The following is a 26,701-nucleotide window of genomic DNA, read 5'->3' on the forward strand; positions in this document are numbered from 1 at the left end:
ATTCCTACACGATCGGCACCGGCGGTTCTTCGGTGATGCGGCTTCTGGCCGATCACCTCGCGCCGCGCCTTATCGGTGAGGACGCCGACCGGATCGAGGCCATCTGGCACGATCTCGAATTCGCCACCCACGCCACCACCATCGGCGCCATCACGGCAATCACGCTCGCGGCAATCGACACCGCGCTCTGGGACCTGCGAGCGAGGAAGCAGAACCTGCCGCTCTGGAAACTCGCCGGCGGCGCCAAGGACCGCTGTCCGCTCTACACCACCGAAGGCGGCTGGCTGCACCTCGAGACGGCCGCACTTGTCGAGGATGCCCTGGCCGCCAAGGCGAAAGGCTTCACGGGCTCCAAGGTCAAGATCGGCAAGCCGCACGGTTCGGAGGATTTCGCCCGGCTTTCGGCCGTGCGCAAGGCCGTCGGCGACGGCTACGAGATCATGACCGACTGCAATCAGGGTTTTACCGTCGATGAAGCCATCCGGCGCGCCGAGCGCTTGCGCGATCTCGATCTCGCCTGGATCGAGGAGCCGCTGCCCGCCGACGACATCGACGGCCATGTGCGGCTGTCGAATTCGACCGCGACGCCGGTGGCCGTCGGCGAGTCGCTTTATTCGATCCGCCATTTCCGCGAATATATGCAGAAGGGCGGCTGCAACATCGTCCAGGTCGATGTCGGCCGCATCGGCGGCATCACGCCGTGGCTGAAGGTGGCGCATATGGCGGAGGCCTTCGACATGCCTGTCTGCCCGCATTTCCTGATGGAACTGCATGTCAGCCTGGCCTGCGCGGTGCCGAACGGCAAATATGTCGAGTACATTCCGCAGCTGGATGAGTTGACGGGCAAGAAGATGGTGATCGAAAACGGCCATGCGCTGGCCCCAAGCGAGCCGGGCCTCGGCATCGACTGGGATTTCGATGCGCTCAAGGCGCGCAGCATCGCCGAATTCAACGTGACCATCACCGAACGGAGAAATTGAGATGCAGCGCATGGGCATGGTGCTCGGCCTGAAGCCGGAGAAGGTCGACGAATATGTGCGCCTGCACGCCGCTGTGTGGCCGGACGTGCTCAAGATGATCTCGGCCTGCAACATCAAGAACTACTCGATCTATCTCAAGCGTCCGGAGAACCTGCTGTTCTCCTATTTCGAATATCACGGCACCGATTATGCCGCCGACATGGCCAAGATGGCCGCCGACCCGAAGACCCAGGAATGGTGGGCGGTCTGCATGCCTTGCCAGGAGCCCTTGCCGACCAGGCAGGAGGGCGAATGGTGGGCGATGATGGATGAAGTCTTCCACCATGACTGACGCCTTCGACCCTCGATTGCTGGCGCAATCCTGGCCAGCGCCTGCGAAGCCGCGTCCGATTGTAACCTTCGGCGCCGGCTCGATCGTTGGCGACGCGCACTTGCCGGCCTATCGCAAGGCCGGCTTTCCAGTTGCCGGCCTCTACGATCCCGACCATGCCAAATCCGGAAAACTGGCTGAGAAGTGGGGCGTGACGGCGTTCCGCTCGGTGGGCGAGGCGGCCGCTGTCAAGGACGCGATCTTCGATCTCGCAACGCCGCCCGGCCGGCACGCCGAGGTCCTGAAGGCCCTGCCCGATGGTGCGGTCGCATTGATCCAGAAGCCGATGGGCAACTATCTCGGCGAGGCAACCGAGATCCTCGAAATCTGCCGCGCCAAGAAACTCAAGGCTGCGGTCAATTTCCAACTGCGCTTCGCGCCGATGATGCTGGCGCTGAAGGACGCGATCGCCAAGGGCTGGCTGGGCGAGGTCGTCGACTTCGACGCCTGGCTGGCGCTTGCCACGCCGTGGCAGCTCTGGGAATTCCTGCTCAAGGCGCCGCGCGTCGAGATCGCCATGCATTCGATCCATTACCTCGACCTGATCCGACAGCTCCTCGGCGACCCCAAGGGGGTCCACGCCAAAACGCTCGGCCATCCCAATCACAAGGTCGCGCAGACCCGCACCAGCGCCATCCTCGACTATGGCGACACGGTGCGCTGTGCGCTCTCGATCAACCACGATCACAAATTCGGACGCCGGCACCAGGCCTGCGAGTTCCGCATCTGCGGCACCGAGGGCGCTGCCTATGTCAAGCTCGGACTCAATCTCGACTATCCTCGCGGCGAGCCCGATGTGCTGGAGATCTATCCCAAAGGTGGATCCGACTGGGTCAGCGTGCCGCTCACCGGCGAATGGTTCCCCGACGCCTTTGTCGGGCGCATGGCCAATGTCCAGCGCTTCGCGTCCGGGGAAGACAACGAGCTAGTCAGCTCCGTCGAAGATGCCTGGAATACGATGGCGTTGGTGGAGGCCGCCTATAAATCGAGCGCCGCACCGGCGACGCCGCTCGCGGAAAAGCCGTAGGGACGAGATGGAACAGGTCACCTATTTCGAAGACTATGAGATCGGCTCGTCGCGGCTCACCGGCGGCCGCACGATCACCGAGACGGACTTCGTCGTCCATGCCGGACACACCGGCGATTTCTTCCCGCATCATATGGACGCCGAGTTCATGAAGACGACGCCCTTCGGCCAGCGCATCGCCCATGGCACGCTGGTGTTCTCGGTCGGCGTCGGCCTCACGGCAACCGTCATCAACCCGGTCGCCTTCTCCTATGGCTATGACAGGCTGCGCTTCATCAAGCCGGTGTTCATCGGCGACACGATCCGCACGCGCACGACGATCGCCGCGAAGGAGAACGATCCGAAACGACTGGACTCAGGGCGCGTCATCGAACGCGTCGAGGTCATCAACCAGCGCGACGAAGTCGTACTCGCCGCCGATCACATCTACATCGTCGAGCGGCGTCCCCGACTCGGCTGAACGACGGAGACAAAAACAACATGGCTGATCTGACGGGCAAGGTCGTTGTCGTTACCGCGGCGGCGCAGGGCATCGGTCGGGCAAGCGCGCTTGCCTTCGCCAAGGCCGGCGCAATCGTCCACGCCACCGACATCAACGAGGCGGTTCTGCCCGAGCTCGGCAAGATGCCCGGCGTCAAGACCCGCAAGCTCGACGTGCTGAACGACGAGGCCGTGAGGGCCGCCTTCGCCGAGATCGGCCGCGTCGACGTGCTGTTCAACTGCGCCGGCTTCGTCCATTCCGGTTCGATCCTCGAGATGAAGGACGAGGACCTCGACTTCGCCTTCAATCTCAATGTGCGCGCCATGATCCGCACCATCCGCGCCGTGCTGCCCGGCATGCTGGAGCGCGGCGATGGCGCCATCATTAACATGGCCTCGGTCGCGGGCGCGCCGAAGGGCGTGCCCAACCGCTTCGCCTATGGCGTGACCAAGGCGGCCGTGATCGGCCTGACCAAGTCGATCGCCGCCGATTATGTCGCCAGGGGAATCCGCTGCAACGCGGTCTGCCCCGGCACGGTGGAGAGTCCGTCGCTCGAAAGCCGCATGCGCGCGCAGGGCGACTATGAGGCCGCCCGCGCCGCCTTCATCGCCCGTCAGCCGATGGGAAGGCTGGGCACGGCTGAAGAGATCGCCGATCTCGCCGTCTATCTCGCCGGCGCGACTTACACGACCGGACAGGCCTATAATATCGACGGCGGCTGGTCGATCTGATGAGGCACTGAGCATGACACGCATTACCGATCTTCGCACCTTCGACCTGCGCTTTCCGACGTCGCAAAGCCTCGACGGGTCGGACGCGATGAACCCCGACCCGGACTACTCCGCGGCCTATGTCATCCTCGACACCGACGTCCCGTCGTTGAAGGGCCATGGGCTCACCTTCACCATCGGCCGCGGCAACGAGATCTGCTGCGCGGCGATCGAAGCGCTGCGCCATCTGGTCGTCGGGCTCGACCTCTGCTGGGTCAAGGAGGACCCCGGCCGTTTCTGGCACCACGTGACCGGCGACAGCCAGCTGCGCTGGATCGGCCCGGACAAGGGCGCCATGCATCTTGCGGTCGGCGCGGTCGTCAATGCGGTCTGGGACCTGTGGGCGAAGGAAGCCGGCAAGCCGGTCTGGCGGCTGGTCGCCGGGATGAGCCCGGAAGAGACCGTCAAGATCGTCGACTTCCGCTACCTCACCGATGCGATCACGCCGGTCGAGGCGCTGGAGATCCTGAAGAAGGCCGAAGCCGGCAAGGCCGAGCGTATCGCCACGCTCGAGCGCGAAGGTTATGCCTGCTATACCACCTCGGCCGGCTGGCTCGGCTATCCCGACGACAAGCTGCGGCGGCTCTGCCAGGAAGCGGTCGACCAGGGTTTTGACCACATCAAGCTGAAGGTCGGCCGCGACCGCGCCGACGACATCCGCCGCCTCAGGATCGCCCGCGAGGTGATCGGCCCGGACCGCTACCTGATGATCGACGCGAACCAGGTCTGGGAGGTCGACCAGGCGATCGACTGGCTCACCGACCTCGCCTTCGCCAAGCCCTTCTTCATCGAGGAACCGACCAGCCCGGACGATGTTGCCGGCCATGCGAAAATCCGCAAAGCCGTGGCGCCGATCAAGGTCGCGACCGGCGAGATGTGCCAGAACCGCATCATGTTCAAGCAGTTCATCGCAGGTGGCGCCATCGACGTCGTGCAGATCGATTCCTGCCGCATGGGCGGGCTCAACGAAGTGCTGGCCGTGCTTCTGATCGCGGCCAAGTTCGGCTTGCCGGTCTGGCCGCATGCCGGCGGCGTCGGCCTGTGCGAATATGTCCAGCATCTGTCGATGATCGACTATGTCGCCCTCTCGGGCACCAAGCAGGACCGCGTGATCGAATATGTCGATCACCTGCATGAGCATTTCCTCGATCCCTGTGTCATCGAGAACGCGGCTTACATGCCGCCGACGGCACCAGGCTTCTCGATCGAGATGAAGGCGGATTCCATTGCCGCCTATCGACATCGCGGTTGACTGCGAGTCGTAACGCAGGCGATCAAACCTGCGTTACGACATCGCTTCTGAACCGTTCACCGCGGCGAGCGCCGTGATCCGCGTCAATCAACCTCGACGGCAAGCACCGAGACGCAATCACCGGCCTTGACCAGGCCCGGGAAATGACGCGCGGCCAGCAGGCCCGACATCCTGGCCCTGATCTCCTGCGGCGCGACGCCGGTGCGGCCTGTCGAATGGATGCGCGCCACGACCTGGCCCTCATCCACTTTCTCGCCGAGATCGACCATGGTCTCGATCATGCCGTCCTCCTCGGCGAAGGCAAAGCAATCGCCCGAAGGCATGTCGAGCCAGCGGGTTCTGCCCTTCTCGATCGTACCAGCGACGATGCCGGCGTGGCGAAGCACGTTGAGCACGCCGCGACGGGCGATGCGTACCGTCTCGGCCCGTGATGTGCCGCCGCCGCCAAGCTCGGTGGTGACGAAGACCTTGCCCATCTCCTCCGCCACCGTGTCATACATGCCGACCGTGTCGATCTCGGTCATGCGCATCGAGAACGGCGCCGAGAAAGCCTCGACAGCGGCGAAGGCCTTCTCTTCCTGCGCCTTGTCGAGCAGCGTGTGCGCGGCGCAGAACGGCACGAAGTCCAGCGTCTTTCCGCCGGAGTGGAAGTCGAACACGATGTCTGCCCGCGGCAGCAATTCGCGCTGGAAATAGTCGGCGATCTTCTCCGTCACCGTACCGTCCGGCCGGCCGGGGAAGCTGCGGTTCATGTTGCCCTTGTCGATCGGCGAGGTGCGGGTGCCGGCTCGGAAGGCCGGATAGTTCATCGCCGGCACGATGATGACCGTGCCGGAGACATCCTTAGGATCGAGCGTGCGGGCGAGTTCGTAGAGCGCCAGCGGTCCCTCATACTCGTCGCCGTGATTGCCGCCGGTGAGCAGCGCCGTCGAGCCCTTGCCGTTGCGGACGACGCAGATCGGGATCATCACCGAGCCCCAGGCGGAATCGTCGCGGCTGTAGGGCAAGCGCAGGAAGCCGTGCTGGACGCCGTCGCGTTCGAAGGCGACGGTCGGCGTGATCGGCGATGGACGCAGAGCTGACATTGCCTCAATCCTTCACGAACAGCTTGCGCGGCACATTGGCCAGGCACTCGACACCGGTCTCGGTGATCAGGATCGACTCGGTGATCTCTAGTCCCATTGTCTCAAGCCAGAGACCCGTCATGAAATGGAAGGTCATGCCGGGCTTGAGCTCGGTGCGGTCGCCGGGGCGCAGGCTCATGGTGCGCTCACCCCAGTCCGGCGGATAGGAGATGCCGATCGGGTAGCCGGTGCGGTTGTCCTTGACGATGCCGTACTTCTTCAGCACTGCGAAGAAGGCATTGGCGATGTCCTCGCAGACGTTGCCCGGCTTCGCGGCGGCAAGGCCCGCCTCCATGCCTTCCAGCGTCGCCTTCTCGGCGTCGAGGAAGGCCTGCGTCGGCTTGCCTAGGAAGACCGTGCGCGACAGCGGGCAATGGTAGCGGTTGTAGCAGCCGGCGATCTCGAAGAACGTGCCCTCGCCCGCCTTCATCGGCTTGTCGTCCCAGGTGAGATGCGGCGCGGAAGCGTCGGCGCCCGACGGTAGCAGCGGCACGATCGCCGGATAGTCGCCGCCGATGCCCTCGACGCCGCGCGTGCCGGCGTCGTAGATCTCGGCGACCAGATCGCATTTGCGCATGCCGACTTCGATCTTGTCGACGATGCGCTGGTGCATCGCCTCGACGATGCGGGCGGCATTGCGCATGTAGTTGATCTCGGTCGGGCTCTTCACGGCGCGCTGCCAGTTCACCAGCGCGGTGGCGTCGACGAAACGGGCGTTGGGCAGGTGCTTCTGCAGCGAGGCGAAGGCGGCCGCCGAGAACCAGTAATTGTCCATCTCGACGCCGATGGTCAGCTTGTCCCAGCCGCGCTCTGCCAGCACGCTCGCGAGGTAGTCCATCGGGTGCCGCTCGGTCGACTGCACATAATGGTCAGCGTAGCCGATGATGTTGTCGTGGGCGAGATAGGCGGTGCGCTTGGCGCCGTTGGCGTCCTGGCCGCGGCCATACCAGACCGGCTCGCCCGAGGGCGGCACGATGACCGCCTGATGCACATAGAAGGACCAGCCGTCATAGCCGGTCAGCCAGGCCATGTTGGAGGGATCGCTGACGATCAGCAGATCGACCCCCTTGGCCTCCATGGCTTTCCGCGTCTTGGCGAGGCGATCGGCAAATTCGCCTCGCGAGAATTTCAAGTTTGGCTGCATCGTTCTTGGTCCTCGTTTGTTGGGCCTCGCGGCCAGGCATCAGCTTTCGAAAACGGTTCCGGCATTGGCTGCCCGCGCGCGGTCGCGGGCCAAAGTGGCGATCGCAGTGTCCTGCACGCCGGTACCGGTGAGGTCGGCGACGGTGATGTCGCCGGCCGAGCGTCGTCCGTGCTTTTTCCCGGCGATGATCTGGCCGAGCTCGGTCACGTCGGCGTCGGCGGCCATCACGCCCGCCTCGATGGCGTGATGGAGCTCGCCGAGGCGCCGCGTCTGTTTCGCGCTGTCGGCGACATAGAGATCGGCCATGCGCAGGATCGCCGGCGCGATCTCGTTTTTGTGCTCGGCATCCGACCCCATGGCGGTGATGTGCTGGCCGGCGGAAACGAAACCGGCCTTGATCAGCGGCTCGGTCGACGGCGTGGTGGTAACGATGATGTCGGCCTCTGCCGCCGCCTTCGCCGCATCCGGCTCGGCGCGCACCATGATGCCCAGCTTCTCGCGTAAGCGAGCGGCGGCCGCCTCGGCCTTCGCTGCGTCACGGGCCCAGATGCGGGCTTCCTCGATCGGCCTGACAAGGCGCAAGGCCTCCAACTGCAGGCCGGCCTGCAAACCGGCGCCGAAGATCGCGGCCACGGTGGAGTCTTCTCGCGACAAGAACCTGGCCGCGACCGCGCCGGCTGCGGCGGTGCGGACATCGGTCAGATAGCCATTGTCGAGCAGCAGCGCTTCGACCACCCCGGTCTTTGCCGAGAGCAGCACCATCATGCCGCCGCCGCTGGGCAGGCCGAGCTTCGGATTGTCGAAGAAGCCGGAGCTGATCTTGATGGCGAAGCCGTCGATGCCGGGCACATAGGCGGACTTCACGTCGACCTCGCCGCGATGCTCGGGAATGTCGAGCCGCAAGATTGGCGGCATTGCCACCGGCAGCGTGGCCAAAGCGCGGAAAGCATTCTCGACACAGGCGACGGCGTCGAGATCGAGCGTCACGATCTTGCGCAGATCCGCTTCGGTGAGGATGGTCATGCGGCTCATGCGATGCGCTCCACGATGGCCCACGCTGCGAAGGAAGGCGCTCCGTCGCACCCCCCTCTGGCCTGCCGGCCATCTCCCCCGCAAGGGGGGAGATCAGCAGCTTTGCCGACGGCACTTGTCCTGCAACGTCGGTGATTGGCGAAAGCGATGGCGACATCCAATCTCCCCCCCTGCGGGGGAGATGTCCGGCAGGACAGAGGGGGGTGGGCGGGAACTAGACGCAGAAGAACTTTCATGCAGCGTGCTCCGTTATGAGTTCGCCGCAGACGATACGGCGATGCAGGCTCATGTCGATGTTGCGGCCGGAGAGGATGAGGACGGTCGGGCCTTTCGCCTTCACCTTTCCGGAAAGCAGCGCGCCGATGCCGACGGCGCCTGCGCCCTCGACGATCTCGCGCTCTTTCTCATAGGCATGGCGGATGCCGGCGGCGATCTCGTCCTCGGAAAGCAGGATGACATCGTCGAGCAGGCTGCGGCACATGGCAAAGGTCAGTTGGTTGTCGAGGCCGATGCCGCCGCCGAGCGAATCCGCCAGCGTCGGCAGTTCCTCGACCTGCACCGGCCGGCCGGCATCGAGGCTCGCCTTCATCGCCGCACCTCGCTCCATCGAGATGCCGAGAACTTTCGTGCTCGGGCTCACACCCTTGACGGCCGCCGCGACGCCCGCGGCCAATCCGCCGCCGGAGAGCGGTACAAGCACGCTTGCTGCGTCCGGGACCTGCTCCATGATCTCCAGCCCGAGCGTGCCCTGCCCGGCGATGATGTCGGGATGGTCGAACGGAGGCAGCATAATCAGCCCCTCCTTCGCGACCAGCCGGTCGACTTCCTGCTGGGCATCATCTTGGCTGTTGCCGACGATGCGGATATCCGCGCCCAGACGGCGGATGGCGTCGAGCTTGTTTTCGGGCACCAGTTTCGACATGCAGATCACTGCGCGCATGCCTTCGAGCCTGGCGGCATGCGCAAGCGCGCGGCCGTGATTGCCGGTCGACGCCGCGACGACGCCGCGCGATCTTTGCTGCGGGCTCAACGCGGCGATGGCGTTGGACGCGCCGCGCAGCTTGAACGCGCCGGTGGTCTGGTGATGCTCCAGCTTGAGGTGGACGGGATGGCCCGCGCGATCCGACAGGCTTTGCGACAAGACGGTTGGCGTCCGCTCAATCTTGTTGGCGATACGCTCGCGGGCGGTGCGTATGTCCGCGAGGGCGATGGCGCGCGTCATCGGGCGACCCCCTCTGGCCTGCCGGCCATCTCCCCCTCAAGGGGGGAGATCACCAGCTTCGACGCTGTCTCTCTTCTTGCAACGTCGATGATTGGCGAAAGCGTAACAGCAGCCAATCCCCCCCCTTGAGGGGGAGATGGCCGGCAGGCCAGAGGGGGTCGCTCTTGTAAGCAGGACATAATTTTACTGTCCAAGCGGCTTCGTCATCAGCCGGCCGAACTCCGGCCGTGGTGTGTCGTCGCCGCAGAGTCGCAGGCAATTCCAGGCGCTGGCCTGGTTACTGGTGACGACCGGGCGGCCGATCGCCTCCTCCATGCCTGGAACGGCAAGCGCCGCGCGTAGCGCCGTGCACGAAACGAACAGCGCATCGGCCCGTGCATGGGTGACTTTGCGCGCCAGATCAACGAGAGCGCCCGGCTTGATGCGCGCCATCTCGCGGTCGTCCTCGAAGCCGAGACAGGTGAAGCTCTCGATGTCGAAGCCGTGCGCGGCGAAATAGGTCGCCATCGGCCGGCTGGTCTCGATGGTGTAAGGGGTCAGAATGCTGATGCGCTTCACCCCGAAGGCATTCAGGCCGCGCACGCCGGCCATGGGTGGCGTGACCACGGGAACGTTCGGTTTGGCCGCCTGGATCGCGGCTTCGATCTCGGCGTCGCCGATCACCACGGAGGCCGAGGTGCAGGAGTAGCAGATGGCGTCGAGCGGCTCGTCAGGCAGGATGAGCGCCGCGCCCGCCGAAAGCTGCGGCTGCATCTTGCGCAAATTCCCCGGCGTCGTCGGATTGGCATAGGGAATGCGCGCGACATAGACGCCGATCCGCTCGCTCGCCACCATGCGGCGGAAGTCGATCTCGCTGGTATGGTCGGTGGCAAGGGCGATCAGGCCGACGCGTTTTTCCAGCGGACGCGCATCGAGGGCGGGCCGGCTCGGCGCCAGCCGGATTTCGGGCAACGGTTTCATGACTTTCATCTTTCGATCCTGCCGTAGCGGTGCTCCAGCCAGCGCAAGAGTACGACGGAGCAGAGGCTGATGACGAGGAAGAAGGCGCCAACCAGCGTCATCGGTTCGATGTAGCGATAGTAGCTGTTGGCGACGCTCTTGGCCTGGTTCATCAGCTCGAGCACGGTGATCGCCGAAAGCAGCGGCGTCTCCTTGAACATGGCGATGAAATAGTTGGCCAGGGCCGGGATCATCGGCGGGATCGCCTGCGGCAGGATGACATGCGTCCAGGTGTGGTGGCCGCTCAGATTGCAGGCCTTGGCGGCCTCCCACTGGCCGCGCGGCACATTGTCGATGCCGGCGCGATAGACCTCGGCGGTATAGGTGCCGTAGTGCAGACCGAGCCCGATGACGCCCGCCACCAGCGGCGGCAAGAGGATGCCGATGTCGGGCAGCACGTAGAAGATGAAGTAAAGCTGCACCAGGAGCGGCGTGCCGCGGATGAATTCGGCGAACCAGCCGACGCTGCGCGACACGGCCCGGTTCGGCGAGCGCCGCGCCAGCGCGATGGCGAGGCCGACGATCGCCGCCAGGACCGAGCCGAGCATCGTCGCCAGGATCGTGATCTTCACGCCCTGGATCAGCGTCGGCATGATCTCCCGGACAAAATTCCAATCCCATTCCATCAGACACGCACTCCGTCGAGGCCGCGCGCCATGCGGCGCTCCAGCGAACGCACGCCCCAGGAGATGATCAGCGCGAGCACGAAATAGATGACGAGAACGGAGACGAACGGCATCAGCGTGCTGCCTGTCTGCGAGCGCACGACCTGCGCCTGGAAGGTGAGGTCGGCGAGCGAGATCAGCGACACGACCGACGTCGCCTTGAGCAGTTCGATCGCGTTGTTGCCGAAGGTCGGCAGCATGATGAGCAGCGCCTGCGGCAGGATGACGTGGCGCATGCCTTGCCAACGGCCGAGATTGAGCGCCGTGCAGGCCTCATATTGCTCGCGGCCGATCGACAGGATGGCGCCGCGCACCACTTCCGCCGCATAGGCGCCGACATTGAGGCCAAGCGCCAGCACACCAGCCTGGAGGGGCGTCAGTGACAAGCCGGCGAAGGGCAGCACGAAATAGGCCCAGAACAGTTGCACGAAGATCGAGGTGCCGCGGAAGAACTCGATGTAGATCGTGGCCAAGGCGCGCACGATGAAGAAGCGCGACACGCGGCCCATACCGGCGAGAAAAGCCATGACGAGCGCGAGCACCGATCCCATGAGCGTCAGCTCGATGGTGACAAGCGCTCCCTGCAATATCAGGCCGAGATAGCCGGACCACTGGGTCATTGGGTTTCAAAATTCCAATCGTTTGCTGTTATGCGAGACAGCGCGACAGCCCCTTCTCCCCGTTCACGGGGAGAAGATGCCGGTCCACCCTCCGAAGCTGCAGCGTAGCTGCTGCGAAGGACGGGCAGGCAGATGAGGGGCAGCGCTAACCTTGAAATGCTGGCGCCGCCCCTCATCCGTCACTTCGTGACACCTTCTCCCCGTTGAACGGGGAGAAGGAAGAAGCCGCGCTTACTTCGCCGCGCAGAGCTTCTCGCGCGTCGTCGACATCGCCGCCTTGGCGGAGAAGCCGTAGGGCTCGATGATCTTGGCGAACTCGCCGGATTTCTTCATCTTGGCGAGCTCGACGTCATAGGCATCGCGCAGCGCCTCGTCGCCCTTCTTGAAGGCGGCGCCGTCGCAGTAGACCGGCGCGCCCTGCACCGGCGCTATCACTTCGAGGTTCGGATCGTTGGCCTTCTTGATCAGGTCGTTGATCGACAGCACCGGCAGCGAATAGGCGTCGATGCGACCGTCCTGCACCATCTTCAGGCCGCTCTGGCCGTCCGGCACGACGATGACGCGGTCGCGCGGCACGCCGGCGGTGAGCGCCAGCTTCTCCTCGGTGCCGCCGCCAGGTGCGCCGACGGTGGCGGACGTGTCCTTGGCGATGTCCTCATAGCTCTTGAAGCCCTTCGGATTACCCTTCTTCACCAGCATCGCCTCGGCATCGCACAGCACCGGCTCGGAATAGGCGACTGCCGCGCAGCGCTCCGGCTTCATGAACAGACCGGCGGTGACGACGTCGAAGCGGCCGGCCTGCAGGCCGGGGATCATGGCGCCATATTCGGAGATGGAGGCAACGATATCGTTGACGCCGAGGCGCTTGAAAATCTCGCGCGCCACGTCGGGCGCGGCGCCCGAGACCTTGCCGTCGGCGGCCACCGCCGTGTAGGGCGGCTCATTGGCGATGGCGACGCGGGCGAAGCCTTGCCCCTTGAGCTCCTCCAGCTTGGCGTCGTCGGCCGAACGCGCACCAGAGGCGACCAGCACCGCGGCCACTGCGAGGCCGGCGACGCCAGCCAGAATGCCAAGTTTCTTCATCGTTCCCAACTCCTTATCTCTCTTCTTGGTTTGCTCGGTTCGGGACAGCGTTCTCGCCGCCCGTTTCTGGTCTTCGGGACGGCTTCACCGCCCCTGGGGCATTGCGGTCAGACGCGGTGTCCGGCCGCGATGATCTTCTTCAGGAAGCCCTGCGTGCGTTCCTGCTTGGGATGGCGGAAAATCTCGTCGGGCTTGCCTTCCTCGACGATCCTGCCGCGGTCGAAGAACAGCACCCGGTCGGCGAAGTCGTGGGCGAAGCCCATCTCGTGGGTGACCAAAAGCATCGTCATGTCGGTCTCGGCGGCGAGCTTGCGCATAACGTTGAGCACCTCCTCGACCAGTTCGGGATCGAGCGCCGAGGTGACCTCGTCGAACAGCATGATCTTGGGCGACAGCGCCAGCGCCCTGGCGATCGCGACGCGCTGCTTCTGTCCGCCGGAAAGCTGCGCCGGCATCGCCTTGGCCTTGTCGGCCAGGCCGACCATGTCGAGCAGTTCCATCGCCCGCTTTTCGGCGGCGACGCGCGCGACGCCCTTGGTCAGCATCGGCGCCAGCGTCACGTTGTCCATGACGCATTTGTGCGGGAACAGATTGAAGAGCTGGAAGACCATGCCGATCTTCTGGCGCATCTTGGCCAGGTGCCGCTCGTCGGCCGGCAGCAGCTGCCCGTTGCGCTCCATGTGATAGAGCTGCTCGCCGTCGATCTGGATGTGGCCGCCGTCGATCTTCTCCAGCGTCATCAGGATGCGCAGGATCGTCGTCTTGCCCGATCCGGACGGACCGATCAGCGCCAGCTTCTCGCCCGGCATGACCTGCATCGACAGGCCGTCCAGCACCTTGAAGGTACCGAAGCTCTTCGAAATGGCGTCGACCTTGATAATGGGCGCGGGCAACAGATTTCCCCGTTCTGGAGCAGCCTATGCCCTTAACGATGCGAAACACTCCAAATCATGTCAATTAGGAAAATAATATCATGACAATATTTCGGGCGTCGCACAATTTCAGGGCAATCTGCGCTCCGCTTATGCATCAGATGGCGAGCAGGAGATGCTCCGGATCGCCGAGCAGGAGCTTGGCGACAACGCTCAAGCCCGCGCGCAGTTCCCCCTCGGTGGTCGATCCGAGCGAGATACGCACGGCCGGATGCCAGGGCGTGTCGGCGATGCGGAAAGACGTGCCCGGCGCGATCGCCACGCCACGCAGGCGCGCCTGCGCGACAAAGCTCTCCTCGGCCCGGTCGCCGGGCAGCTCCAGCCAAAGATGCAGCCCGTCGCGATGGCTGCGATAATCGACGCCCGAGAGCACTTCCGCCGCGATCTCCTGCCGTCGCCTGAGCGCCCCGCGCTGCCACTTGACCAGCTCCATCGCCGTACCGTCGCTCACCCAGCGCGTCGCAATCTCCGCCACCATCGGCGTCGCCATCCAGTTCGAGACGAGGTGGCGGTTGGCGACGGCAGCGACGTAGCGGTCCGGCACGGCGAGATAGCCGATGCGCAAACCCGGCACGACGATCTTGGTGAATGAGGTGACGTAGAGCGTTCGCTCGGGCGCGAAAGCAGCGACAGCGGGAGGCCGGCCTTCGACCAGAGGCCCAAGAACATCGTTTTCGATGATGGCAATATCGTGCTTGCGCGCGACGGCCGCGATCTGCTCGCGTCTGGCGGCATCCATCAAGGTGGCCGTCGGGTTGATGACCGAAGGCTGGACGAAGACGGCGCGGATGTCCGACAGACGGCAGGCCTCGTCGAGCGCCTCGGGAATGAGCCCATTGCCGTCGATCGGCAGGCCTTCGAGGTTGAAGCCGAGATAGCGGGCAAGCGGCACCAGCGTGTGGTGGCCGATCGCCTCGGTGGCGACGGTCGAGCCGGGTGGCGCCACACTCATCAGCGCCACCGTCATGCCGGCCGTGGCGCCATTGGTCAGGCAGATATTCTGCGGCGACGCTTCGAGGCCGCAGAGCTTCAGCCACTCGACGGCCACCGCGCGATGGCGCGGGAACACCATGTTCGGCCGGAACGACAGCGCCGAGCTCGACGGCAGGTTCTCGGAGAGCCACCCCAGTGCCTGCTTCAGCTTCTCCAGATGCATCGGCTCGCAGACCGGCTTCAGGATGGAAAGATCGATGACCTCGCCCAACCGTTCTGGGAGGTAGGGCGGATCCGGCTCGCGGCGCTGCGTCTGCACGAAGCTGCCGCGTCCGATCTCGCCGGAGATCAGGCCGCGGCGAATCAGCTCCTCATAGGCGCGGCTGACGGTCTGCACGGAAAGTTTCAGGTCATCCGCAAGGCGTCGGTGCGTCGGCAGCCGAGCGCCATTGGCGAGCCGCCCGTCATGGATCGCGCGCGCGAACTGGTCGGCCAGCGAAAGGTAGGCCGGCCGGCGGATGAGAGCGGGATCTGGCTGCCATAATGTCATGACTTATTAGAGATCGAAATCAGTGCAATTGACAATCGAAATAATGCATCGTCATGGTGTCTTGGACAGAAAACGGAGCCGGCATGGCGGCAGCGAAACTCGACCCGATCGACATCAAGATCCTGGACGCCATCCAGCGCGACGGGCGCATCACCAAGCTGGCGCTGGCCGAGAAGGTCGGCCTGTCGCCGACGCCTTGCTGGATGCGGCTGCGCAAGCTGGAGAAGGCCGGCATCGTTTCCGGCTATCACGCCTCGATCGCCATGCGCGCGATCGCGCCGGTGGCGACCGTGCTGATGGAGGTGACCTTAGCCAGCCACCGCCAGGCCGACTTCGACCGTTTCGAGCGTGTCGTCCGCGACATCCCGGAGATCGTCGCCTGCTGGTCGGTCGGCGGCGGCGTCGACTATGTGCTGAAAGTGATGGCGCGCGACATCGACGCCTATCAGCGGCTGGTCGACGCCCTGCTGGAACGCGAGATCGGCATCGACCGTTACTTCACCTACATCGTCACCAAGACGGTGAAGGAGGAGACGGTGTTGCCGGTCGCCGATCTGCTGCCGGGGTAATCGTAAGGCAGAGAGATCGTCTCTGCGGACGAGCCAATAGAGACAATCTCTCTACGGACGGACGCCGAAACAGTCTCCTTTTTTGCTCGGCACGTCCGATGCTTCGCCCAATCGAGGGAGATGTCGATGTCCGCGCATTTTGCACGCCCGCACCGCCACGAAGCACTGGACCGCCTGACCGATCGCCGTCTGCTGCGCGATCTCGGCTATGTCGGCGGCCACTGGACGGCTGGCCATTCGGCCGCGAGCTTCGAGGTCACCGACCCCGCCACCGGCGCCACCGTGGCCTTCGTCGCCGCGCTAGATGCCGGTCAGACGATCGAGGCGATCGACGCGGCGTCCCGCGCCCTGCCCGCCTGGCGCTCTGGCCTGCCGCAGGAGCGCTCCAGGATTTTGAGAAAATGGTTCGAGCTGATGATCGCCGCCAAGGACGACCTTGCGCTGCTGATGACACTCGAACAGGGCAAGCCGCTGAAGGAATCGCTTGGCGAGATCGACTACGCCGCCTCCTTCGTCGAGTGGTATGCCGAGGAAGCGAAACGCCTCAATGCCGAAAGCGTCAGCAGCCATCTGCCCAACGCCGAGATGACGGTGCGCCGCGAGCCGCTCGGCGTGGTCGGCGTCGTCACGCCATGGAACTTTCCGTCGGCCATGCTCACCCGCAAGGCCGCGGCGGCGCTTGCCGCCGGCTGCACCGTGGTGGCGCATCCGTCCTCCGAGACGCCGCTGTCGGCGCTGGCATTAGCCGAACTTGGCGAGCGCGCCGGACTGCCGGCCGGCGTCTTCAATGTCGTCACCGGTGATGCCCGCACGATCGTCGGCGCGATGTGCGCCGATGCCAGGGTTCGCGCCATGAGCTTCACCGGCTCGACCGAAGTCGGCAGGCTGATCGCCGCGCAGAGCGCGCCGACCATGAAGCGGCTGGTGATGGAGCTCGGCGGCCATGCGCCGCTGATCATCTTTGACGACGCCGATATCGACAAGGCGGTGACGATCGCGATCGACGCGAAATTCGCCACCTCCGGCCAGGATTGCCTGGCCGCCAACCGCGTCTATGTGCAGCGCCAAATCTACGACCGCTTCTGTGCCGCCTTCGCCCGTCGCATCGAGCGTCTCCGCACCGGCAACGGGCTTTCCGCCGATGCCGATATCGGGCCGCTGATGCATGAGCGCGCCGTCAAGAAGGTGGAGGAGCAGGTCGCCGACGCGCTGGCTCGCGGTGCGCGCTGCCTCGCCGGCGGCAAGCGCCATGCGGCCGGGCCGCTGTTCTACCAGCCGACACTGCTCGTCGATTTGCCGGACGACGCGCTGATCATGCATGAGGAAACCTTCGGTCCTGTCGCCGCCGTGACGCCGTTCGACGACGAAGCCGAGGTTGTCGCCCGCGCCAATGCCACCGAATATGGCCTCGTCGCCTATGTCGTGACCGAGAACGGCGCGCGGCAGGCGCGCATGGGTCGCGCGCTGGAATACGGCATGGTCGCGATCAATCGGGTCAAGATCACCGGCGCGCCGATCCCGTTCGGCGGCGTCAAACAGTCCGGCATCGGCCGCGAAGGCTCGCGCCACGGCCTCGAGGCCTTCACCGATCTGAAATACCTTTGCCTGGACGTCGCCTAAGCGCGCCCTAAAGGAACCCAACAAGGAGAAAAACATGCTCGAACGGTCCAACGAACTCGCCGCCTGGGATCGCGACCATTTCTTCCATCCCTCGACGCATATGGGCACGCATGCGCGCGGTGAATCGCCGGCACGCATCATGGCCGGCGGCGAAGGCGTCACCGTCTGGGACGACACCGGCAGGAAGAGCATCGACGCCTTCGCCGGCCTCTATTGCGTCAATGTCGGCTATGGCCGCCAGAAGATCGCCGATGCGATCGCCACCCAGGCGAGGAACCTCGCCTACTACCACGCCTATGTCGGCCACGGCACCGAGGCGTCGATCACGCTCGCCAAGATGATCATCGACCGCGCGCCGAAGGGCATGTCGAGGGTCTATTTCGGCCTCTCCGGCTCCGACGCCAACGAGACCAACATCAAGCTGATCTGGTACTACAACAACGTCCTGGGACGGCCGGAGAAGAAGAAGATCATCTCGCGCTGGCGCGGCTATCATGGCTCGGGCGTGATGACGGGTTCGCTGACCGGGCTCGAACTGTTCCACAACGCCTTCGACCTGCCGCGCGCGCCGATCATGCACACCGAGGCGCCCTACTATTTCCGCCGTGCCGACCGCTCGATGAGCGAGGAGCAGTTCTCGCAATATTGCGCCGACAAGCTCGAGGAAATGGTCCTCGCCGAAGGCCCGGATACGGTGGCGGCCTTCATCGGCGAGCCGATCCTCGGCACCGGCGGCATCGTGCCGCCGCCGGCCGGCTATTGGGCAAAGATCCAGGCCGTGCTGAACAAGTACGACGTCCTGCTCGTCGCCGATGAGGTGGTGACCGGCTTCGGCCGTCTCGGCACGATGTTCGGCTCCGACCACTACGGCATCAAGCCCGACCTGATCACCATCGCCAAGGGCCTGACCTCCGCCTACGCGCCGCTTTCCGGCGTCATCGTCTCCGACAAGGTCTGGCAGGTGCTGGTCAAGGGCTCCGACAAGCTGGGTTCCCTCGGCCATGGCTGGACTTATTCTGCGCACCCGATCTGCGTTGCCGCGGGCGTCGCCAATCTCGAGCTGATCGACGAGATGGACCTGGTGAGGAACGCCGGCGAGACCGGCGCCTATTTCCGTGCCGAGCTCGCCAAGGCCGTCGGCGGCCACAGGCATGTCGGCGAGGTTCGCGGCGACGGCATGCTGGCGGCGGTCGAGTTCGTGAAGGACCGCGACGACCGCGTCTTCTTCGATCCGGCGTTGAAGGTCGGTCCGCAGATCGCCACGGCGCTGGCAGCCAGCGGCGTCATCGGCCGCGCCATGCCGCAGGGCGACATCCTCGGCTTCGCGCCGCCGCTCTGCCTGACGCGCGAGGAGGCCGACACGATCGTCGCCAAGACCGCCGACGCCGTGAACAGCGTGCTCTCGGCTCTCTGATTTTCGACCCTTGGCGCTGCCCCTCATCCGCCTGCCGGCACCTTCTCCCCGTGAAAGACGGGGAGAAGGGACAAGCTCCAGCGCTGGCGATCCGCCTCTCCCCGTTCTTCACGGGGAGAGGGTATGGGTGAGGGGCAGCGCTGACCTGCACAGTTGGAAGTAACATCCATGAAGTCCCATCCCACTATTCCAGCAACCATGGCCGCCGTGCAGCTCACCGGCCATGGCGGCATGGAGAAGCTCGTCTACCGCACCGACGTGAAGGTGCCCTCGCCGGCTGCCGGCGAGGTGCTGGTCAAGGTCAGTGCCTGCGGCATGAACAACACCGACGTCTGGGTCCGCCAGGGCGCCTATGGCACCGAGGAAGATGCGGCCGCGGTGTCGACCTGGCGCCGGCAGGGCAACACGCTGACCTTCCCGCGCATCCAGGGCACCGACACGGTTGGAACGATCGTCGCTGTCGGTGACGGTGTGTCCGCCGAGCGCATCGGCGAGCGGGTGATGGTCGACTTCTCCATCTACAACCGCGACGACGATTCGCTGGCCGACATCGACTATATGGGCCATGGCCGCGACGGCGGTTATGCCGAATACCAGGCGCTGCCGGCCGAGAACGCGCATGTCGTCGACACCGACTTGAGCGATGTCGAGCTGGCCACCTTCTGCTGTGCTTATCTCACCGGCGAGCAGATGCTGGAGCGCGCGGGCTTGAGAGCCGGCGAGCGCGTGCTGGTCACGGGCGCCTCCGGCGGCGTCGGCTCCGGCATTGTCCAGTTGGCACGGGCGCGCGGCGCCATTCCCTATGCCATCGCCGGCAAGGGCAAGGAGCAGGCCGTGCTCGACATCGGCGCCGAAAAGGTGATCACGCGCGGCGTGGCCGACCTGCCGGCCGCCGTCAACGAGGCGACCGGCGGCCAGCCCATCGACGTGGTCGCCGATCTTGTCGGCGGCGCCATCTTCAACGATCTGTTGCGCATTCTCAGACCCGAAGGCCGCTACACCACCGCCGGCGCCATCGCGGGACCGGTGGTGCAGCTCGATCTACGCACCATGTATCTGAAGCAGTTGCAGCTTCACGGCTCGAGCCAGGGCACGCGGGCGGATTTCCGCCGCATCGTCCGCTACATCGAGGAAAAGAAGATCAAGCCGCTGGTCGGCGGCGTTTACAAACTGTCGGACTTCCACCGCGCCCAGACAGACTTCATGGCCAAGGACTTCGTCGGCAAGCTGGTGGTGGTGCCGGACGCAGTGGCGGATACGGCCGAGGGCTGACCTTCGTGGTCAGCCCTTGCGCTCCTGCAGGATGTTGCCGCCGTCCACGACGAGAACCGCGCCGTTGACGTAGCTTGCCCCGTCTGAGGCCAGGAACAGGACCGCGGCGGCGACTTCTTGCGGTGTGCCGGCGCGTCCAAGCGGCGTTTGTTGCGCGGCGACGAGCTCTTCCGGCGTCGAGGCGCCGGTGGCGATCCAGCCCGGCGCCACGGCGTTGACGGTGACGCCGCTGCGGCCGACCTCCAGCGCAAGCGCGTGGGTGAGGCCGACCATGCCCGCCTTGGCGGCCGAGTAGGCGGCCTCGCCTTCATTGGAGACGTAAGGTCCGGTGACCGAGGCCATGTTGACCACGCGTCCATGGCGGCGCTGAACCATGCCGGCCAGGAAACCGCGTGTGCTCAAGAACGCCGTCTTCAGGCTGACATCGATGCCCCGGTCCCAGTCGCTTTCGCTGAGGTCGAGAAATCGCCGCTGCAGCGCCGGCTGGGCCACCGTCCCCATCCCGGCATTGTTGACGAGGATATCGACCTCGCCGACCTCCGAGCATAGCCGCTCGACATTCGCCGCGCGCGTCAGGTCGGCCACGACCGCACGAACGTCGAGCCCGTCGGCCCGCAGCTCCTCGGCGCGTTGCTCGACACGTTGCGACGAAGCGGTGATCGCGACGGCAAGCCCGGCTTCGCCAAGAGCGCGCGCGACGGCGACGCCGATGCCGTCGGCGGCGCCCGCGCCGGTCACCAGCGCCGTGCGGAATTTGCGAAACACGACCATGAACCCTCCAAGGCGATGAAGCCGATGCCCTGCCACTCAGTATCCGGCGCTGACGCCGAAATCGATCGGAAGCGCCGCTCCGGTGATCGGCGCCGCGCCAGGCTGGCAAAGATAGTGGATGAAGGAAGCGATCTCTTCCACGGTGATGAAGCGAGCTCTTTCCCCTTGCGGGTAGTGCCCCAGAAGCTTCCGCTTGTAACCGTCCGGGTCATTTCCGCCATAGGTCCTCGCCTGATACTCGATCATCGGCGTCGCCGTGTCGCCGGGACAGACGGCGTTGACCCTGATGCCGTGCGGGGCAAGCTCCAGCGCGAGAGCCTTGGTCAAAAGCACCAGCCCGCCTTTGGAGGCGCAATAGACTGCCGCGCCGTTATTGCCGACGATGCCGGCGTCGGACGCAATGTTGATGACGACGCCTTGCGCCGCCGACAGATGCGGAATGGCGGCCGAGATCAGAAAGAACGCGCCCTTGAGATTGACGTCCAGCACCAAGTCCCATTGCGCTTCCTGGACGTCGCTGGCCGGCCCCTCCAGCCAGACGCCAGCGGCGTTCACGAGAATGTCCAGGCCACCTCCCCACTCACGGGCTTTGTCCACCGCTTCGCGGCAGGCAGCGACGGAGCGGATGTCGAGCGGCAAGCCGATCGCTTTCGCGCCTGTCGCGGTAATCCTTGCCACGGCCTCGTCGAGTTTGAGGCCAGGAAGGTCGGCGAGCGCGATCCGCTCGCCGTCTGCCGCGAGGCGAAGTCCGGTCGCGAAACCCATCCCTCCGGCGCCGCCCGCGATCAGGACCGTCCTGCCAGCCATTCGATAACCTCCACGAAACGCCGCCGCGAGCTCATGCCAACCATGTCCGGAAGTCATGCCGCATGCTCCACGCCGGACAAACAATGATCCCAACAGGCAATGATCCCAACAGGTCTGGTCCTTCTGCCCTGGATCACCCCAGCTCCAGCGTCGTTATGCCGAAAACCTTCGTCGGTGCGTTGCCAGGCTTGCCGCCCTTGTACATGCGGGTCGTGGTGAAGCCCGCAACCATGCCGGCAGCCTGAAGCATCGCGGTGAATCCGAACTGGGTGGCTGGCACGTCGATATGCAGCGCTTCGCCCGCCGCTTTGCCCGCCAGTTCCGCCACCAACGCCAAGGCTATGTCCGTGTCGTCGGCGAACAGCGGCCCGACCTTGAATCCCTCCCGGCATCGGCGTGCCACGGCATAGCCGGCAATGCCGGCTGAACCGGCACACAGCAGCGCAATCCGAGGCGGCTGCAGCCATTCCCGCAGGAAGGCCTCTCGCGGCGCCGGGAAGCACTGGCGGTCGTAAGCCAGGATCCCGGCTGTGCTCGCGGCCATCACGGGCAGGATGTCGCTGCCCCCGGCCAGTCCGACCGGACGACCGCTGAAGCGGACGGTCTGATAGGCGGGCGCGAACCCCTTGCGCTGGTAGTTGGCCCGTTGCTCGGCCACGCCGTCGAGACCGATGATACGGTCGCCGAGCCGTGTCATGCCGGCATCCCAGACCGCTTTGCCATGGCCTTCGCCGCGCCGGTCGGGCCGGCAGATGTAAAGGCCGATGAAGCCGAATCCCGCTCCGTAGGCGACGGCCGAAATGCCGGCCACCATCTCGCCGCCGGCAAAGGCGCCGATGAACCCTTCCGGATCGGCCGCGCGCAGCGCGGCGGCGTCGTCGATGCCTGGATTCCAGCCCTCCCCCGCCGCCCAGTCGACGAGCGTTTCCACCTCGCCGGCGGTCAGCGTCCTTATCGTTCTCGGCATCGTTTCACTCGGCGGCCTGAGGCGATGGATTCAAGCCGCCACGATAAGATGCGGCCCGCAAGTTGCAAAGGCCAGCGTCGTCCGCCCGCGCCGCGAAGATGGAGCCGGCCTGCTCAGTTACACCAGACATCCGAGGCACGACTGCTGGCCAACAATTAGCGGGGAGGGGTTTTCCAAATCGATGCAAGGGTTGGCAAAGAAATCGCCGAGCAGTCATTCGTTGTTCCAATCGGCAACTGGACACAACCGGCGAAGGCTATAAATCTTCATTTGCAGTTGCTTGGAATCGAATGGAGTGCCGCAGGAAATGCCGCTGAGCGCCGAAGATATCGCCAGTCATCCTGCAGCTCTCCGCAGTGTGCAGGAGCAGTCGCGCGCGCTCATCCATGTCTACGAAACCAGCCCGCGCCTTGCCGCCGTCTTTGCCACCCAGCAGCGCTGGCTGCTCGGCCACGTCGGGCTCGCCATGCATTTCAGGCGCGACCCCAATGACCGCCGCACCGAGATGACGGTGGCGCGCTTCATCGAGGCCGTGCGCCGGAACTCGGTCGCCAGCCGCAACACCGCCGAGGCGTTCGTCAAGGAAATGCTGCACTACAACATCGCCGAATATGTTTCGACCAGAGGTGATGGCCGTGCCCACCCCTTGCGGGTGACCGCGGCCACCATTGAAACCTTCACCGCCTGGATTCACGCCCATTTGAGAACGCTCGATCGTATCGACGGCGGAACCCGGCTGGCAACCTTCCTCGAGCGGCCCGATGTGCTGGCAAAGCTGCAGCCGTTGATCTGCGACGGCTTGCTGGCATCCGGTCCGGTGCGCGAACCCGAGCAAACCTTCTCGTTGTTTATCTGGCTGAACAACGGCGGCATCGTCATGGACTGGCTGATGGCGGGCATCGATCCGGACGACGCCAGTCTCGACAGGATACCGACCAGCGTCATTTCGATCGGCGAATTCGCGCATTGGCTGAAGCTGTCGCGCACCCATCTGGCGCGCAAGCTCCATGATGCCGAAGCGCTTGGCAGCATCGGCTGGGTCGGTCAGCGCGGACATTCCGTCATGTGGGTCTCGCGACAGTTCTTCGAGGAATACATGGCCGTGCAGGCAGCCAAGCTCGCAATCGTCGACGCGGCTTTCGACGCCTGTTTTCCCGCAGCTGGCGAAATGGGGGCGCCTATCCGGCCTTGAGGATCGCCGAGAAGCGCGGGTCGAAAGCCCTGCTGATCGGCTCGGCCGCGGCGCCCACCGCAATCGCCCAGGGATCGGTGATGCCGAGCTGCAGGCGCGGCAATCGCCGCTCGGGGCGGTCGGCGATGGACGGCAGCAGCGGATACATGGCCTGCAGCAGGCGCCGGGCCAAAGGCTCGGGCGCCCCGCTGGTGAGGATCACGGTCTGCGGGTCGAAGATCGTTTCGATGAGATGCACGCTCCAGCGCAGATCGGATGCGGCACCCTCGATCCAGCCCAGGACCTTGGGATCATCTGCAACAGCCAAGGCCGCCAATCTTGCGTAGAGATTGGCATCGGCGGGATCGAGGCCGAGATGCTGGTAGAGCGAAGCAAGCGAGGCACGGTGCTCGAGTGGCGTCGCGCCGGGGCCGGCCGGCGACAAAAGCGCCCTGCCGATCTCGCCGGCATTGCCGTTGCCGCCATTGTAGAGCTCGCCATTCAGGATCAGCCCCGCGGCGATGCCGTAGCCGACATAGAGGCAGACCGCGTGATCGACACCGTGCGCGGCGCCGACGATGCGCTCCGCCGTGGCGCAGGCGGCAGCATCGTTCTGCAGTCCGACATTCAGTCCGGTGCCTGCCGCAAGCGTCTCCAGCAGTGGGTACTGCTGCCAGGCAGGCATCATCCATTTGTCGTCGGATTCTTTCAGGCCGAACGGTCCCGGCATGGCGACGCCGAGACCGACCAGCCGCCGTTCGGACTGCTCGGTGATGCCGGCCAGTTCGCGCCTGACACGTGCGATGAGAGCGAGGATGGTCTGGACACCCGGCGACGGCTCGTCGAGCGGCAAGTTGGCCTCGGCACGCACTATCACGCTGCCGACCAGATCGACCACCACCACGCGTGTCAGGTGGCGGTCGATCTGCAGGCCGATGGCGAAAGCGCCTTCGGGCACCAGCCTGTAGGGCGTGAAGGGCTGCCCCCTGCCCTTGCGCACCGTGTCCAGCGCCGCGACCAGGCCGTCGCGTTCGAGATCCTCGACGATGTTCGAAACCGCCTGCTTGGTGAGCTGGGTCGCCCGCGCCAAGTCGGCGCGCGAAAGCGCGCCGTTGAGCCGCAGCGCCTCGATCATGACGCGGCGGTTGTGCGCGCTGGTCCCTTCCTGGTTGGTGCCGCTCTTGGCGCGGATCGGGCTGATGTCGTGCACCTGCGTTTCCCCCTTGACTCCATTAAAGGATTGCATGACTAATTAAGTCAAGCGAATTGACTTAATGGTGAAGACCGGAACGGTTTCGAGAAAAAGACGGCAAGGCGCCGAGCCCTCGCCGCCCCACCGTCCCGGCAGATCCGGTCACACGCGATAGCATTCGGAGAAGCGGCGCGCGCCGCCACCCGCAAATGTCGAAATGGGAGAAAAAAGATGCTGAAATCGATCGGTAGAACACTTCTCGGCGCGGTCTGCGTTGGCGGGCTGCTTGTCCCGCACGCCTTCGCCGAAACCACCTTGAATGCGCTCTTCATGGCCCAGGCCGCCTACAGCGAGGCGGATGTCCGCGCCATGACCGAAGGCTTCACCAAGGCCAATCCGGACATCAAGGTCAATCTCGAATTCGTTCCGTACGAGGGCCTGCACGACAAGACCGTGCTCGCGCAAGGGTCGGGCGGCGGCTACGACGTCGTTTTGTTCGACGTCATCTGGCCGGCCGAATACGCGACCAACACGGTGCTGGTCGACGTGTCGTCGAAGATCACCGACGACATGAAGAAGGGCGTGCTGCCCGGCGCCTGGACCACCGTCCAGTATGACGGCAAGTACTACGGCATGCCCTGGATCCTCGACACCAAGTACCTGTTCTACAACAAGGAAATCCTGGAGAAGGCCGGCATCAAGGCGCCGCCAAAGACCTGGGAAGAGCTGGGCGAGCAGGCCAAGATCATCCAGGACAAGGGATTGCTGAAGACGCCGATCGCCTGGAGCTGGTCGCAGGCTGAGGCCGCGATCTGCGACTACACCACGCTCGTCAGCGCCTATGGCGGCGATTTCCTCAAGGATGGCAAGCCGGACTTCCAGAACGGCGGCGGCGTCTCGGCGCTGAAATACATGGTCGACAGCTACAAGTCAGGCCTCACCAATCCCAATTCCAAGGAATTCCTGGAAGAAGACGTCCGCAAGGTCTTCGAAAACGGCGATGCCGCCTTCGCGCTCAACTGGACCTACATGTACAACATGGCCAACGATCCGAAGGACTCGAAGGTCGCCGGCAAGGTCGGCGTCGTGCCGGCGCCGGGCGTTGCCGGCACCAGCGAGGTCTCGGCCGTCAACGGCTCGATGGGCCTTGGCATCACCGCTGTCTCAAAGCACCCGGACGAAGCCTGGAAGTACATCGAGTTCATGACCTCGCAGGCGACGCAGAACCAGTATGCCAAGCTCTCGCTGCCGATCTGGGCCTCGTCCTATGACGATCCGGCAGTGACCAAGGGCCAGGAAGAATTGATCGCCGCCGCCAAGCGCGGTCTGGCTGCGATGTATCCGCGTCCGACCACGCCGAAATACCAGGAGCTGTCGACCGCCCTGCAGCAGGCCATCCAGGAATCGCTGCTCGGCCAGACGACGCCTGAAGACGCGCTGAAGACGGCGGCCCAGAACAGCGGCCTCTGATCTATCGTTCCTCAACGGGCGGCCTCATGCGCGAGCGCCGCCCGTGTTGTTTCTTGATCGGATGAAGGAAGAGAGGCGCCTTCGATGTCAGGCACCTGGATGATGACCCGTGCGTGGCTGCTGATGCTGCCGCTTCTCGTGGTCATGGTCGCCGTCATCGGCTGGCCGCTGGTCGACACGGTTGGCCTTTCCTTCACCGACGCCAAGCTCGTCGGCACTGCAGGCAATTTCGTCGGCATCGACAACTATTCGAAGATGCTGACC

26 protein-coding genes and 1 pseudogene are annotated in these 26,701 nt (G+C 64.9%); 13 read left to right on the forward strand and 14 right to left on the reverse strand.

What is annotated here, in order from left to right; all coding sequences use genetic code 11:
• The 6 genes from EOA38_RS03735 to EOA38_RS03760 form a co-directional block, all read left to right on the forward strand.
• The coding region (locus EOA38_RS03735; protein WP_145965918.1) for a mandelate racemase/muconate lactonizing enzyme family protein at positions 1-980 on the forward strand (980 nt) is incomplete at its 5' end.
• Between the two features lies 1 nt (position 981).
• Positions 982-1,311, forward strand: coding sequence for an L-rhamnose mutarotase (locus EOA38_RS03740; protein ID WP_126092253.1), 330 nt, complete (start codon positions 982-984; stop codon positions 1,309-1,311).
• On the forward strand, positions 1,304-2,377 hold the full coding sequence (locus tag EOA38_RS03745) for a Gfo/Idh/MocA family oxidoreductase (protein WP_126095780.1): 1,074 nt from the start codon (positions 1,304-1,306) through the stop codon (positions 2,375-2,377). The genes EOA38_RS03740 and EOA38_RS03745 overlap by 8 nt, the downstream gene beginning before the upstream one ends.
• A gap of 7 nt (positions 2,378-2,384) precedes the next feature.
• The gene (locus tag EOA38_RS03750; RefSeq protein WP_126092252.1) at positions 2,385-2,837 is read left to right on the forward strand and encodes a MaoC/PaaZ C-terminal domain-containing protein; all 453 of its coding nucleotides are present in this window, start codon (positions 2,385-2,387) and stop codon (positions 2,835-2,837) included.
• A gap of 20 nt (positions 2,838-2,857) precedes the next feature.
• On the forward strand, positions 2,858-3,589 hold the full coding sequence (locus tag EOA38_RS03755) for an SDR family oxidoreductase (RefSeq protein WP_126092251.1): 732 nt from the start codon (positions 2,858-2,860) through the stop codon (positions 3,587-3,589).
• Between the two features lie 13 nt (positions 3,590-3,602).
• On the forward strand, positions 3,603-4,880 hold the full coding sequence (locus EOA38_RS03760; protein WP_126092250.1) for an L-fuconate dehydratase: 1,278 nt from the start codon (positions 3,603-3,605) through the stop codon (positions 4,878-4,880).
• Between the two features lie 83 nt (positions 4,881-4,963).
• Here EOA38_RS03760 and doeB read toward each other — a convergent pair whose 3' ends face one another.
• The 10 genes from doeB to EOA38_RS03820 all read right to left on the reverse strand — a co-directional run bounded on the left by doeB (position 4,964) and on the right by EOA38_RS03820 (position 15,184).
• Complete coding sequence (gene doeB / locus EOA38_RS03765; RefSeq protein ID WP_127298486.1) at positions 4,964-5,965, reverse strand: N(2)-acetyl-L-2,4-diaminobutanoate deacetylase DoeB; 1,002 nt, start codon at positions 5,963-5,965, stop codon at positions 4,964-4,966.
• A gap of 4 nt (positions 5,966-5,969) precedes the next feature.
• Positions 5,970-7,148, reverse strand: a complete 1,179-nt coding sequence (gene doeA, locus EOA38_RS03770) for an ectoine hydrolase DoeA (protein ID WP_126092248.1) — start codon at positions 7,146-7,148, stop codon at positions 5,970-5,972.
• A gap of 39 nt (positions 7,149-7,187) precedes the next feature.
• On the reverse strand, positions 7,188-8,180 hold the full coding sequence (locus tag EOA38_RS03775; RefSeq protein WP_126092247.1) for a cyclodeaminase: 993 nt from the start codon (positions 8,178-8,180) through the stop codon (positions 7,188-7,190).
• Between the two features lie 232 nt (positions 8,181-8,412).
• Positions 8,413-9,402, reverse strand: a complete 990-nt coding sequence (eutB, locus tag EOA38_RS03785) for a hydroxyectoine utilization dehydratase EutB (RefSeq protein ID WP_126092246.1) — start codon at positions 9,400-9,402, stop codon at positions 8,413-8,415.
• 183 nt (positions 9,403-9,585) lie between these two features.
• Entirely contained in the window at positions 9,586-10,362 is a 777-nt protein-coding gene (gene eutA / locus EOA38_RS03795) for an ectoine utilization protein EutA (RefSeq protein WP_127298499.1), read from the reverse strand.
• Between the two features lie 5 nt (positions 10,363-10,367).
• Positions 10,368-11,027: an ectoine/hydroxyectoine ABC transporter permease subunit EhuD gene (ehuD, locus tag EOA38_RS03800; RefSeq protein WP_127298487.1), complete on the reverse strand. Its 660-nt coding sequence runs from the start codon at positions 11,025-11,027 to the stop codon at positions 10,368-10,370.
• Positions 11,027-11,686, reverse strand: coding sequence for an ectoine/hydroxyectoine ABC transporter permease subunit EhuC (gene ehuC / locus EOA38_RS03805; RefSeq protein ID WP_127298488.1), 660 nt, complete (start codon positions 11,684-11,686; stop codon positions 11,027-11,029). Before ehuC ends, ehuD begins: the two co-directional genes overlap by 1 nt.
• Before the next feature lie 231 nt (positions 11,687-11,917).
• The gene (ehuB, locus tag EOA38_RS03810) at positions 11,918-12,769 is read right to left on the reverse strand and encodes an ectoine/hydroxyectoine ABC transporter substrate-binding protein EhuB (protein ID WP_126092243.1); all 852 of its coding nucleotides are present in this window, start codon (positions 12,767-12,769) and stop codon (positions 11,918-11,920) included.
• A gap of 107 nt (positions 12,770-12,876) precedes the next feature.
• Complete coding sequence (gene ehuA, locus EOA38_RS03815; protein ID WP_127298489.1) at positions 12,877-13,662, reverse strand: ectoine/hydroxyectoine ABC transporter ATP-binding protein EhuA; 786 nt, start codon at positions 13,660-13,662, stop codon at positions 12,877-12,879.
• 136 nt (positions 13,663-13,798) lie between these two features.
• Positions 13,799-15,184, reverse strand: coding sequence for a PLP-dependent aminotransferase family protein (locus EOA38_RS03820; RefSeq protein WP_126092241.1), 1,386 nt, complete (start codon positions 15,182-15,184; stop codon positions 13,799-13,801).
• Between the two features lie 83 nt (positions 15,185-15,267).
• Here EOA38_RS03820 and EOA38_RS03825 point away from each other — a divergent pair, with 83 nt between their 5' ends.
• The 4 genes from EOA38_RS03825 (at position 15,268) to EOA38_RS03840 (ending at position 20,059) form a co-directional block, all read left to right on the forward strand.
• Positions 15,268-15,753, forward strand: coding sequence for an Lrp/AsnC family transcriptional regulator (locus EOA38_RS03825; RefSeq protein WP_127298490.1), 486 nt, complete (start codon positions 15,268-15,270; stop codon positions 15,751-15,753).
• A 126-nt stretch (positions 15,754-15,879) separates the two neighbouring features.
• Positions 15,880-17,373: an NAD-dependent succinate-semialdehyde dehydrogenase gene (locus tag EOA38_RS03830; protein ID WP_127298491.1), complete on the forward strand. Its 1,494-nt coding sequence runs from the start codon at positions 15,880-15,882 to the stop codon at positions 17,371-17,373.
• A gap of 34 nt (positions 17,374-17,407) precedes the next feature.
• The gene (locus EOA38_RS03835; RefSeq protein WP_127298492.1) at positions 17,408-18,787 is read left to right on the forward strand and encodes an aspartate aminotransferase family protein; all 1,380 of its coding nucleotides are present in this window, start codon (positions 17,408-17,410) and stop codon (positions 18,785-18,787) included.
• 168 nt (positions 18,788-18,955) lie between these two features.
• The gene (locus EOA38_RS03840) at positions 18,956-20,059 is read left to right on the forward strand and encodes an alcohol dehydrogenase family protein (protein WP_126092237.1); all 1,104 of its coding nucleotides are present in this window, start codon (positions 18,956-18,958) and stop codon (positions 20,057-20,059) included.
• Between the two features lie 9 nt (positions 20,060-20,068).
• Here EOA38_RS03840 and EOA38_RS03845 read toward each other — a convergent pair whose 3' ends face one another.
• The 3 genes from EOA38_RS03845 to EOA38_RS03855 all read right to left on the reverse strand — a co-directional run bounded on the left by EOA38_RS03845 (position 20,069) and on the right by EOA38_RS03855 (position 22,604).
• The gene (locus tag EOA38_RS03845; protein WP_127298493.1) at positions 20,069-20,830 is read right to left on the reverse strand and encodes an SDR family NAD(P)-dependent oxidoreductase; all 762 of its coding nucleotides are present in this window, start codon (positions 20,828-20,830) and stop codon (positions 20,069-20,071) included.
• 36 nt (positions 20,831-20,866) lie between these two features.
• Positions 20,867-21,637: an SDR family oxidoreductase gene (locus tag EOA38_RS03850; protein ID WP_127298494.1), complete on the reverse strand. Its 771-nt coding sequence runs from the start codon at positions 21,635-21,637 to the stop codon at positions 20,867-20,869.
• A 133-nt stretch (positions 21,638-21,770) separates the two neighbouring features.
• A complete protein-coding gene (locus EOA38_RS03855; protein WP_127298495.1) occupies positions 21,771-22,604 on the reverse strand; it encodes a GNAT family N-acetyltransferase in 834 nt (277 codons plus the stop codon).
• A 307-nt stretch (positions 22,605-22,911) separates the two neighbouring features.
• Here EOA38_RS03855 and EOA38_RS03860 point away from each other — a divergent pair, with 307 nt between their 5' ends.
• A complete protein-coding gene (locus EOA38_RS03860) occupies positions 22,912-23,796 on the forward strand; it encodes a hypothetical protein (protein WP_127298496.1) in 885 nt (294 codons plus the stop codon).
• Here EOA38_RS03860 and EOA38_RS03865 read toward each other — a convergent pair.
• A complete protein-coding gene (locus EOA38_RS03865; RefSeq protein WP_127298497.1) occupies positions 23,783-24,985 on the reverse strand; it encodes an ROK family transcriptional regulator in 1,203 nt (400 codons plus the stop codon). The genes EOA38_RS03860 and EOA38_RS03865 overlap by 14 nt on opposite strands.
• 213 nt (positions 24,986-25,198) lie before the next feature.
• Here EOA38_RS03865 and EOA38_RS03870 point away from each other — a divergent pair, with 213 nt between their 5' ends.
• Both EOA38_RS03870 and EOA38_RS03875 read left to right on the forward strand, forming a co-directional pair.
• Positions 25,199-26,437, forward strand: coding sequence for an extracellular solute-binding protein (locus EOA38_RS03870; RefSeq protein ID WP_127298498.1), 1,239 nt, complete (start codon positions 25,199-25,201; stop codon positions 26,435-26,437).
• Positions 26,438-26,521: 84 nt separating this feature from the next.
• A pseudogene (locus tag EOA38_RS03875) lies at positions 26,522-26,701 on the forward strand (sugar ABC transporter permease); the annotation flags it as partial.

Origin of the sequence: Mesorhizobium sp. M1E.F.Ca.ET.041.01.1.1, assembly GCF_003997355.1 — a bacterium.
Lineage (GTDB): Bacteria > Pseudomonadota > Alphaproteobacteria > Rhizobiales > Rhizobiaceae > Mesorhizobium.